Genomic DNA, 11,002 nt, shown 5'->3' with positions numbered 1-11,002 from the left:
AAATTAAGGTTTTTATTCTTAACTTTTTATGAGGGTAAAGTTAGCATATCCAGTTTTTGAGGATAGTGATAAATTCGGATATTCACCATTGTCTATTTTATTCTCAAAACTTCTAACAACTTAAAATTTAGATACAATTTTTCTTTACCTACTTGCTCACTTTTTAAAAAACCTTCCTTTTCAAGTTCTATTAAATAGTTTCCAACTGTTTTTAGATTGCCTAATCCCGCTTTTTCAAATTGGTTTCTTTTTGTATATGGTAATCGGAATAGTTCTTCCATAAGGTCTTTTGAATATATTTTAGGTAACTTTTGTTGTATTTCGGCTCCCATTTCATTCATCAATTTCTCGATTTCGGCTATTTGACTTCTCCCTTTTAGGGCTGTTTTTTCTACCATATCCAGCATATACAAAATCCAATCTTCCCAATTTCCTTCTTCTGTTACTTTTCTTAGATTTGCGTAGTATTTTTCTTTGTGTTTAATAATATAATTACTTAAATAGAGCGCAGGCAAATCAAGTAAGCCAGTCATTTTGAGGTATAATAATAGAATAATTCTTCCTGTACGACCATTTCCATCAAAAAATGGGTGAATTGCTTCAAACTGGTAATGAATGATTGCCATTTTTACTAATGGGTCAATAGTATCATCTGCGTGAATAAAATCTTCTAAATTTTTTAGCTTTTCTCTAATTACATTTTCTCCTTCTGGCGGTGTATAGACTACAGTATTTGGTGCTGGGTTTTTTAATTGTGTTCCAGGCACATTTCGAATACTGGATTGATTTTCTTTTATGATTTGCATTACTGCTATAAAAAGATTGGTTGTTAGAATAGGTCTATTTTCTATTTGTTCTACACCAAACCATAATGCATCTTTGTAATGCATTACTTCTTTTGTGGCGGGATTGTTATTTTTTTTCTCCGCAATTGATGCTTTGAACAGTTCGTCTTGTGTTGTGATAATATTTTCAATGGCAGAACTAGCTTGCGCTTCCTGTAAGTTGATTGTATCTATAAAGAGACTTGGGTTTGGTAAATTAGTAATCGCTCCTTTTAGTTCTGACAAGGCTCTACTGGCAGCAATAGTTTTTTTAAGTATTGTAGTGCTTTCTATTTCCGCTTGTGGTGGCAATAGGGGCAAATCATTATAAGGTATTTCAGAATTGTAACTTGATTTTTTACTCATTTTTACTATTTTTATATGAAGGCGTTTCTTACTTCTAATTTATATTCGAGTGTAAATATAATTAAAACTTACTCTCGTTTGTGTTTTGAAGGTAAATTTTGCCTTCGTTTAATTTATTTATATTTTTTTTCATTCCAAAACAACTCCAGACCGTACGGATGTGTCCTCATGAAAATCTGCTTTCCGTTTCGGGAAATAATGTATGTAAAAATATCATAGCTGGTGCAATTTTCCCCCATTCCGCGAATCTTTTAGTGCGGTACTTTCATTGATAAATTTACTATGAAAATCTAAACGTGAAATTTTAGCCCTGACAGCAGCGGCATCCCACGCTTTTGGGCGTGGATACAGCGAATGGCAGGAAGGATCGTTAAGGAGAAAATAAACGTGTGCTTCAAAAGAAAAAAATCCCGTTTAGCCATGAAACTAAACGGGATTTCTATTTTATAAAATTACTATTAAGACGCTATTTCCAAGCGTTTCAATAAGTTTTTATTCAACGTATGTTCTGCATATTCTCGGTCAATTTCCAATGTTTTTTCATCGGAACTTGGCAAATCATACATCGCATCGGTAAGAATAGCTTCGCACAAAGAACGCAATCCACGAGCACCTAATTTATATTCTAATGCCTTGTCCACAACAAAATCCAATGCTTCTTCTGTAATTGAAAAGGCAACTTCGTCCATCAAAAACAACTTTTGATATTGTTTGATTAAGGCGTTTTTAGGTTCTGTTAATATGGCGCGCAACGTTTCTCTATCCAAAGGATCCATGTGGGTTAACACCGGCAAACGACCAATAATTTCAGGAATCAATCCAAAATCTTTGATGTCTTTTGGGATAATATACTGCAATAAATTGTCTTTGTTAATATTATCCGCATTTTTAGATGTACTGTATCCCATCGCTTGACGGTTCAGTCTTTTAGAAATTATTTTTTCAATTCCATCAAAAGCACCACCAGCAATAAACAAAATATTCTGGGTATTTACTTCTACGAATTTCTGGTCTGGGTGTTTTCTACCTCCTTGCGGCGGTACGTTTACAACCGTTCCCTCTAACAATTTCAATAACGCTTGTTGCACTCCTTCTCCGGAAACATCACGAGTGATTGATGGGTTATCGCCTTTGCGGGCAATTTTGTCAATTTCGTCAATGAATACTATGCCTCTCTCGGCTTTGGCAACATCATAATCGGCTGATTGAAGCAAACGCGTCAATATACTTTCTACATCTTCTCCAACATATCCCGCTTCTGTTAAAACAGTAGCGTCGACAATAGCTAAGGGAACGTCTAACATTTTTGCGATGGTTTTTGCCACTAATGTTTTTCCAGTTCCTGTTTGCCCAACCATAATAATATTAGACTTTTCAATCTCAACCTCATCGTCTAATTCTTGTTGCATCAATCGTTTGTAGTGATTGTAAACCGCAACTGCCATTACTTTTTTGGTTTGATCTTGCCCGATAACGTATTTATCAAGGAAGGCTCTGATTTCTTTTGGTTTTTTAAGAATTAAATCCCCAACTGCTTTAGAACTTCCATTAGATTTTATTTCTTCTACAACAATTCCGTGTGCTTGTTCAATGCATTTATCGCAAATATGGGCATCAATACCCGCTATTAACAAATTGGTTTCTGGTTTTTTTCTTCCACAGAAAGAACATTCTAATTTTTGTTTTGCCATTTTGTTTAGTCAAAAGTCATAATGCCGAAAGTCATAAAGTCGCAGCATTGCTTTCGACTTTAAGACTTTCGACTTTCGACTTATATTTATCTTCTCAATACTTCGTCAATCATTCCGTACTCTTTGGCTTCGTCAGCAATCATCCAATAATCACGTTCTGAATCCAAGTGCACTTTCTCGAAAGTTTGACCTGAATGCTTAGAAATTATTTGGTACAATTCATCTTTCAATTTCAACATTTCACGCAAGTTGATTTCCATATCTGTTGCAACTCCTTGCGCTCCGCCAGATGGTTGGTGAATCATAACTCTTGAATGTGGCAACGCCGAACGTTTTCCCGCAGCTCCTGCGCACAATAAAACAGCTCCCATTGAAGCAGCCATTCCCGTACAAATTGTTGCAACATCAGGTTTGATATATTGCATTGTGTCGTAAATTCCCAAACCTGCGTAAACGCTTCCGCCTGGAGAATTGATGTAAATTTGAATGTCTTTTGACGCATCCGCACTTTCTAAAAACAACAATTGCGCCTGAACAATATTTGCAATTTGGTCGTCAATTCCTGTTCCTAAAAATATAATTCTGTCCATCATTAATCTCGAAAATACGTCCAATTGAGAGATATTTAATTGACGTTCTTCGATGATATAGGGTGTCATTCCCTTTGGAGTCATTGCGTTTACGATTTTATCGTAATACAAATTATTCACTCCTTGGTGTTTTGTAGCAAATTTTTTAAATTGCTTCGCCTGTTCGAGCGCAGCTTTAGTGTCTTTACCGTAATTCATTTTTTTATTATTAATAAGTTTAAAATAATGTCTAGATTCTGTACAAAGTTAATGCAAAGCATTAAATAAAAGAGTGCCAAAAAAATAAATTTCTGACACTCAAATATAAGAATAATAATTTGTATTTTACATAAGAGCAATTGCTTTTAGCTATCTTTATAATTCCCCCTTCGGGGGTTAGGGGGCTTTATTCGCCGTAAGAAGCTGCGATAAATTCAGGATATGTAACTTCTTTTACCGTTGCATTTGCTTTTTCTTTGAATAAAAGCAACAATTTATCGCCTACTACTTGGTCAGAAAGTTTTTTAACTTCGTCTTGGTTCGACAAAACTCTTGCTACAATTCCTTGAACTTCTTCGTCTGTAGGATTAGTTTGACCAAATTGAGCCATTTGTTGTCTGATTGATTTAGCTGTAAATGCTTTTAAATCTTCAAATGTAACTTGGATATTTGCTTGAGATAAAGCTCTTCCTTCAATTAATTGGTAACGCAATCCTTTTTCAGATCTTGCATATTCCACTTCTGCTTCTTCTGGTGAAAGATTTTTCTCACCAACTGTTTGCAACCATCTTTTTAAGAAGGCTTCTGGCAAATCAAATTTTGTGTTTTCAACTAAAAAATCGGTAACATCTGCCATCAATTTTTGGTCTGCTTGTTGTGCGAATTGAATTTCAGCATCTTCTTTGATTTTTGCTTTCAATTCCTCTAATGTAGCAACGTTTCCAGTCTCAAAAAGTTTATCAAATAATTCTTGGTTCAATTCTGCTAATTCTGTTCCGTTGATTTTTTCGATTGTGAAGTCCACATCAATTTCCAAGCCGTGAACATCATCGTGGCTTACTTTCAAAACGTCCATCAACTGATGGTCGTCATCAAATAACCCTTTTGTGTTTACAGTAACTACATCCCCCACTTTTTTACCAATGAATTTTGCTCTTGTTTCTTTATCTTTAAAAAGAGAAGTTGTAATTGTAGATGGCGCATTAATTTCCATTTCAGCATTGGTGAAAGTTCCAGAAATATCGAAGCTTTCTTCAACAACCGTTTGAGGCGTTGGAGTTCCAAATTGTTTCTGAATACGCACTACTTGCTCGTCAATCATTTTATGATCGGCTGTAACTATGTATTTTACGATGTCGTTTTTAGCTTCTAAATCCAAATCAAAACTTGGCACTAAACCAATTTCATATTCAAATACCATTTCTTCGTCATCCCAAGAAAAGGCTGGATTTTCTTTTGCTAAAGGCGTTCCAAGAAGATTCAAACGTTCTGATTGAATGTATCTTTCTAATGCCAAAGCCACCACTTTATCAACTTCTTCGATTTTGATTGCTCTTCCGTATTGTTTTTCAACTAAATCTTTTGGCACAGCACCTTTTCTAAACCCTTTAACGGTTGCCAAAGGCATTTTTTCGTTTATTCTTTTTTGCAATTGACCTTTGTAATCCATGTGAACTACAGTCATCACAATCACTTCATTTACAGCGTTTATAGCTACTCTTTTGATATCCATTTTCTTTGTTAATTTACATACTAAATTTGGGTTGCAAAATTATAAAATTTTTGCAACCCAAACAAGTTTTTAAGACATTGAATTTATTTAAATAGAGACCTATTGAATCTTATAAAAATAGGTCTATTTCAGAAGCCAACTTAATATCTTTATCCGTTACGCCGCCTGCATCGTGAGTAGTTAAACGGATGTTTACTTTGTTATAAACATTAAATAATTCTGGATGGTGGTTCATTTTTTCAGAAACTACTCCCACTTTTACTATAAATCCAAGTGCTTGAGTAAAATCCTTGAACTGAAATTTTTTCTCAATACCATCTGAATTAAACTGCCAATCGTCTAAATTTAATAGCAATGGCGCTACCTCTTCCTTATTATATTTTTTCATTTCTAAATATTTTTATAAAATTAGTTAAAAAATGCAGAATTGTTTTCTACTTTAACTGTAAGACTTTCGACAAACTTATTCCTCCACACTTTCATCTACTTTAAATGGATAATCTCCGAATAAAGGAGCAAGATTACGCACTTTATAAACGCTTTTGGAACATTTATTGGTTAAGGCTATAATCGTAACGTTTTCCTTTTGTAGCGTTACATAAGACGACATGTTTCCGTGCCACCAACCGTTGTGAAAGTAAAAATTTTGTCCAGTTTCAAAATTTATCATACGAATTCCAAGTCCGTAATTCTTTTGTCCTTTGTGCTCATTACTACAACCTTTGTAGATTTGGCATCGCAATTCGGGACTCAAGAAAGAATCAGAATTTCGTGCCAAATCCAATTTAAGTAAATCACGAGGCGTGGAAAACACATTTTTATCACCATAAACAGCATCTAAATAATCAAATGCTATTTGTTGCCCGTTGCAACGGTACGAAGGTGTAATTACATTTTTGTCTTTTTGAAAATCATAAACAAAAGTGTGTGTCATTCCAAGTGGCTCAAAAATCATTGATTTCATTGCATCACTGTATCTTTTCCCAGTTATTTTTTCAATTATTAGAGCCAACATCGCATAATTGGTATTGCAATAGCCAAAACGCGTATTTGTTTTGTATTCTAAACTGATTTTTTTAGCAATCATCACATTCAAAACATCTTGATTGTTCATGATTTTGTGCGTGTCCCAAATCCCTTTTTCATTCGTGAAATACGCATAATTTCGCATGCCGCTTCTATGACTTAAAAGGTTTTTTATGGTAATTTCAGGATAAGGAAATCCTTTTAATAGGGACGTTACTTTTTGGTCTAATCCCAATTTTCCAACATTAATAAGTTTTAATATCGCAGTTGCTGTTAACACTTTACTTACAGAGGCAATGTGAATGGGAGTTTCACTTGTAATTGGAGTTTTCTTTTTTATATCGCCAAAGCCAACATAATTTTCATAGATAATCTGTCCGTCTTTGGCTACTAAAAAACTAATATTGTTGTTTTTTGAAGGCCAGTTTTTATTGAAGAAATGTTCAATTTTATTCTTTTTAGAATTGATATAGGAGTTCGATAATACAGGAAATACCGTATCAGAAGGCTCCATATTTATCGAGGAAACATCGGAGGTAGTATGTTTTTTATCTTGACTGTTGCAGGACAAACAAAGAAAAAATAGTAAGGCAATTTTAGTATATAAGAAAGCTGGTTTTAGTGTCATTTGGTCTTGGTAAAGAGCAAATATATAGGAAAGATATTTAGTATCAAACACCAATTTTGTTAATCGTTTTATAAATTTTAAATGCTTTTTGGTTTAATGCGTTGGAATTCAAATAGTAATGACTTTGGTTTTATTTGAAATAAATTTTGACATCGATTGAGTTAGTCCTACTTTTGACACGAAATAATAAAGACTATAAATGAAATTCGGAATCATCAAAGAAAGGAAAAATCCACCAGACAGAAGAGTCGTTTTCTCTGCTGAAGAATTGGTGCAATTGCAACAAAAGTACCCAGAAGCTGAAATTAAAGTTGAAAGTTCTGACATCCGAATTTTCACTGACGAACAGTATTCAAATTTGGGGATTGAAGTTTCAAATAATATGACCGATTGTGATGTTTTATTTGGAGTGAAAGAAGTGCCAATTGACGATTTAATTCCAAACAAAAAGTATTTCTTTTTTTCTCATACAATAAAGAAACAGCCTTACAACAAAAAACTTTTACAAGCCATTCTTGAAAAAAAAATAGCTTTCTATGATCACGAAACTATCGTTGACGCTGATTTTAACCGTTTAATTGGTTTTGGCAGGTACGCAGGAATTGTAGGTTCTTACAATGCTTTTCGGGCTTTCGGAATCAAATTTGGGTTGTTTACAATTCCAAAAGCAGAAACTCTTTCTGGCAAAGACGAATTGGTAGCAAAACTAAAAAGACAAGTATTACCACCTATAAAAATTGTACTCACAGGTTGTGGGAAAGTTGGAAACGGAGCGAAAGAAATTTTAGACGCCATTAAAATCAAAGAAGTTTCTGTTGAAAATTTCCTGTCAAAAAAATACTCGGAACCCGTTTATGTTCAAATTGATGTTTTGGATTACAACAAACGTAAAGATGGAACAGTAATAGGTAAGAAAGATTTTTATACAAATCCCACAGAATATACAACTGATTTTGAACGCTATACAAAAGTGTCAGATATTTTCATAGCAGGACACTTTTATGGAAATGACGCTCCTTATATATTGACACGAGAAATGCTACAAGCCAATGATTGCAATATCAAAGTGGTTGCCGATATTTCCTGCGATGTCAATGGGCCAATTGCATGCACCATAAAAGCTACTACAATTGCAGAGCCATTATTTGGATATTTACCAAGTGAAAACAAAGAGGTTGATGTATTTCATCCTGCTGCAATCGTTGTGATGTCGGTTGATAATTTGCCTTGTGAACTTCCAAAAGATGCCAGTGAAGGTTTTGGGGAACTATTTATGAAACATGTAATACCTGCTTTTTTCAATGGCGATAAAGACGGAATTCTACAAAGAGCAAAAATGACCGAAAACGGCAAACTCACCGAAAGATTTCAGTATCTGCAAGAGTATGTTGATGGAAAATAAATAACCTTACTTTTCATGAGTTCAAACGTGATAGTGTTTATAAAATCCAATAAGAAATCGTTTTCGTTAACAACTTAATTGGCTTACTATTGCGAGTTTATTTTTTATAAATGTATATTTATCAATTATTAGTAATTATTTTTATCAGAACACTATTTATTAGGAATAGAATTCGGAATTCGGAAATAATTGCACCCAAACTATTAATTAACTTTTAAACCAAATTTATGAATTCAGAAAATGTTCAAACCAAATGGGGACAATTTATTCCCTTAGTAACTGTTTTTTTCTTTTGGGGTTTTGTTGCCGCAAGTAACGACATCCTAATACCAGTATTTAAAAAAGCTTTCGACCTGACTCAAGGTCAAAGTCAATTAGTTTCATTAGCATTTTATATTGCTTACACTGTAGGTTCCTTGATTTATATGGGAATTTCACTTTTAATGAAAGAAGATTTAGTGAATAAAATTGGTTATAAAAACGGATTGGCATTAGGTTTAGGAATTTCAGCTTTGGGAACATTATTGTTTTATCCTGCTGCAAATACAGGTTCATTTCCATTAATGTTATCTGGATTATTCATTGTAGCATTGGGATTTTCATTGCAACAAACGGTAGCAAATCCATTAGCGATTGCTCTTGGACCAATTACTACAGGTTCACAAAGACTAACGTTGGCGGGTGGAATTAATAATTTTGGAACAACAATCGGACCCTTGGTAGTGAGTTTTGCTATTTTTGGATCAAGTGCTGGTGCAAATACCGAAATGAGCATTGAAAGCGTAAAAATTCCTTATTTAGTTTTAGGATTGGCTTTTCTATTAGTTGCCATTTTATTGAAATTTTCATCACTTCCAGACAAGCCTGTTGCAGTTGTTGAAGTAGAAAATGATACCAATTCTTCTAGAAGTTCGGCTTTGAAATACCCACAATTAATTATGGGAATGATTGCTATCTTTATTTATGTTGGTGTTGAAGTTGCAACAGCAAGTAATTTACCGGCTTATATGCAAACCATTAAAAATTTGAAAACGAATTTAAATTTCACAGTTCAAGATATTGCACCTTATATTTCATTGTATTGGGCGAGTTTAATGATTGGTCGTTGGACTGGTGCCGTTGGTGCTTTTACCAATGATTTAAGCATGCAAAAAATATTAAAATTTATCGCACCTTATTTGGCTTTCGGAGTATTTTTAATGGTAAATGCAATTGCAAAACACGACTTAACACCGTTTTATGTTTACGGATTAATCATTTTAGTATTAATAGCTGCCGATATTTTAAGCAAAGGAAATCCTGCAAGGATGTTACTTTTGTTCTCTTCTTTAGGAATTGTAGCTTTAGTAGTTGGAATGACTACAACAGGAATGACAAGTGTTTATGCCTTTACAAGTGTGGGTTTATTCTGTAGTACTTTATGGCCGTGTATCTTTACATTAGCCATTAGTGGATTAGGAAAAAATACCAGTCAAGGAAGTAGTTTCTTAATTATGATGATTATGGGTGGTGGAATTGTAAGCTGGTTACAAGGTTTTATTTCTGAAAGTATCGGTATTCAAAGTAGCTATATTGTTGGCGTTGTATGTTTTGCTTATTTGGCTTTCTATGCTTGGAAAGTTAGCGGAATATTGAAAAATCAAGGAATTGATTTTGACAAACCAGTTTCTGGAGGTCACTAATTCATTCTATTTATAATTTTAAAAAGGGATTTGTATTTTATGCAAGTCCCTTTTTTATTAAAGGTTCAAATGGGCAAAGGTTTAAAGTAATAAAGGTTTAAAGTAATAAAGATTCAAAGGAACAAAGAGAAAGATAAAATAATTGTTGTCATATAAAAAAGTATAGTCCCTACGGGACAAAAATTCAACTTCATAACTACTTATTTACCAACATATAATCTCTACGAGATATACTCCGATAGGAGTTAAATGTTGGTAGAATAAAAGAGTTGTTATTCGTGAAGATGTCCCGTAGGGACTATACTATTTGAGGTTATATGAATTTATAAGGTTTTTGTCGGACAAAAATTGAACAAAAGGTTTAAAGTAATTTTAATCTGTGTTAATCTGTGCAATCTGTGTTTTTTTGACTAATGATGTTTTATTCTGTGTTTATTCTGTGTTTGGTTTAATTACAACAATATCCTATTTTTACTAAATAAAATTTAGCTTATGAAAAACATATTTTACGGACTTTTTCTTATTTCGATAGTCTCTTTTGCGCAAAGCAGCGATGAATTAAAGTTTAAAGAAATCTATAAATCGGCATTGACCAATTCCAAATGTTATTCTTGGCTGGATGATTTGTCTAATAAAATTGGTTCTCGATTATCAGGTTCTGCTGGTGCTCAAAAAGGGGTGGATTATACCAAAGCTCAATTGGAAACGCTTGGATTAGACAGGGTCTATCTTCAAGAAGTAATGGTTCCAAAATGGGTTCGTGGCGAAAAAGAAGTCGCTTATATTTTAGATAATAAAACCAAAATTATCGTTCCTGTTTGTGCTTTAGGAGGTTCAATTGCAACGCCTAAAAACGGAATTTCAGCAGAAGTAATCGAAGTACATTCCATTAAAGAGCTAGCTGAATTAGGGATTGATAAAATCAAAGGAAAAATAGTGTTTTTCAACCGTCCGATGCAACCCGATAATATCGAAACATTTACTTCCTATGGCGGTTGTGTAGATCAACGATTTGGTGGTGCAAAAGAAGCCTCTAAATTTGGAGCTGTTGCCACAATTGTTCGCTCAATGAATATGAGATT

The 11,002-nt window shown here is 33.7% G+C and carries 9 protein-coding genes; 3 read left to right on the top strand and 6 right to left on the bottom strand.

The window, feature by feature from the left end; translation table 11 throughout:
* Positions 1-92 precede the first annotated feature (92 nt).
* The 6 genes from AC9UEH_RS11240 to AC9UEH_RS11215 form a co-directional block, all read right to left on the bottom strand.
* Positions 93-1,190, bottom strand: a complete 1,098-nt coding sequence (locus AC9UEH_RS11240) for a Fic family protein (protein WP_509531879.1) — start codon at positions 1,188-1,190, stop codon at positions 93-95.
* A 458-nt stretch (positions 1,191-1,648) separates the two neighbouring features.
* Positions 1,649-2,881 (bottom strand): ATP-dependent Clp protease ATP-binding subunit ClpX, encoded by a 1,233-nt coding sequence (gene clpX / locus AC9UEH_RS11235; RefSeq protein ID WP_509531877.1) that lies wholly within the window; start codon positions 2,879-2,881, stop codon positions 1,649-1,651.
* Positions 2,882-2,967: 86 nt separating this feature from the next.
* Entirely contained in the window at positions 2,968-3,669 is a 702-nt protein-coding gene (gene clpP, locus AC9UEH_RS11230; protein ID WP_509531874.1) for an ATP-dependent Clp endopeptidase proteolytic subunit ClpP, read from the bottom strand.
* Between the two features lie 187 nt (positions 3,670-3,856).
* Positions 3,857-5,182, bottom strand: a complete 1,326-nt coding sequence (locus AC9UEH_RS11225) for a trigger factor (protein ID WP_509531871.1) — start codon at positions 5,180-5,182, stop codon at positions 3,857-3,859.
* 109 nt (positions 5,183-5,291) lie between these two features.
* Positions 5,292-5,570 (bottom strand): 4a-hydroxytetrahydrobiopterin dehydratase, encoded by a 279-nt coding sequence (locus AC9UEH_RS11220; RefSeq protein ID WP_509531869.1) that lies wholly within the window; start codon positions 5,568-5,570, stop codon positions 5,292-5,294.
* Between the two features lie 75 nt (positions 5,571-5,645).
* Positions 5,646-6,836 carry a serine hydrolase domain-containing protein gene (locus tag AC9UEH_RS11215; RefSeq protein WP_509531866.1) on the bottom strand — a complete coding sequence of 397 codons (1,191 nt, stop codon included), beginning with the start codon at positions 6,834-6,836 and terminating at the stop codon, positions 5,646-5,648.
* Positions 6,837-7,035: 199 nt separating this feature from the next.
* Here AC9UEH_RS11215 and AC9UEH_RS11210 point away from each other — a divergent pair, with 199 nt between their 5' ends.
* The 3 genes from AC9UEH_RS11210 to AC9UEH_RS11200 all read left to right on the top strand — a co-directional run.
* The gene (locus tag AC9UEH_RS11210) at positions 7,036-8,238 is read left to right on the top strand and encodes an NAD(P)-dependent oxidoreductase (RefSeq protein WP_509531864.1); all 1,203 of its coding nucleotides are present in this window, start codon (positions 7,036-7,038) and stop codon (positions 8,236-8,238) included.
* Between the two features lie 227 nt (positions 8,239-8,465).
* On the top strand, positions 8,466-9,920 hold the full coding sequence (locus AC9UEH_RS11205) for an MFS transporter (protein ID WP_509531861.1): 1,455 nt from the start codon (positions 8,466-8,468) through the stop codon (positions 9,918-9,920).
* Positions 9,921-10,412: 492 nt separating this feature from the next.
* Positions 10,413-11,002: zinc-binding metallopeptidase family protein (locus tag AC9UEH_RS11200; RefSeq protein WP_509531858.1), on the top strand; the 590-nt coding region annotated here is incomplete at its 3' end.

Origin of the sequence: Flavobacterium sp., assembly GCF_040402835.1 — a bacterium.
GTDB lineage: Bacteria > Bacteroidota > Bacteroidia > Flavobacteriales > Flavobacteriaceae > Flavobacterium.
This window is presented reverse-complemented; position numbering and strand designations above follow the sequence as displayed.